1 protein-coding gene is annotated in these 505 nt (G+C 68.5%); it reads left to right on the top strand.

Going from position 1 to position 505, the window contains the following annotated elements:
- Positions 1–505: IS66 family transposase (locus FG154_RS20765; RefSeq protein ID WP_186312507.1), on the top strand; the 505-nt coding region annotated here is incomplete at both ends.

Here is a 505-nt window from a genome sequence, read left to right as displayed (position 1 = left end):
GAGGCGATGATCGCGGGCCTCAAGCTCGAGATCGCGCTGCTCCGGCGCGAGCAATACGGGCACAGTGCGGAACGCACGGCCCGGCTGATCGACCAACTGGAACTGCAGCTCGAGGATTTGGTGGCCGATGCCGCCGAGGACCGGGTCCGGGCGGAGAAGACGACGAAGGTCGCGGCCTTCGAGCGCCGGAAGCCGGTCCGCAAGCCCTTCCCCGAGCACCTGCCGCGCGAGCGGGTGGTGGTTCCGGCGCCGACCGCCTGCGAGTGCTGCGGCTCGGACCGCATCGTGAAGATGGGCGAGGACGTCACCGAGACGCTGGAGGTGGTGCCGCGGCAGTGGAAGGTGATCCAGACCGTCCGCGAGAAGTTCACCTGCCGCGTCTGTGAAAAGATCAGCCAGGCGCCGGCGCCATTCCACCCGATCCCGCGCGGCTGGGCCGGCCCGAGCCTTCTGGCCATGATCGTCTTCGAAAAGTTCGGCCAGCATCAGCCGTTGAACCGGCAGG

It is taken from the genome of Cereibacter sediminicola (genome assembly GCF_007668225.1).
In the GTDB taxonomy this organism is placed as follows: Bacteria; Pseudomonadota; Alphaproteobacteria; order Rhodobacterales; family Rhodobacteraceae; genus Cereibacter_A; species Cereibacter_A azotoformans.
This window is presented reverse-complemented; position numbering and strand designations above follow the sequence as displayed.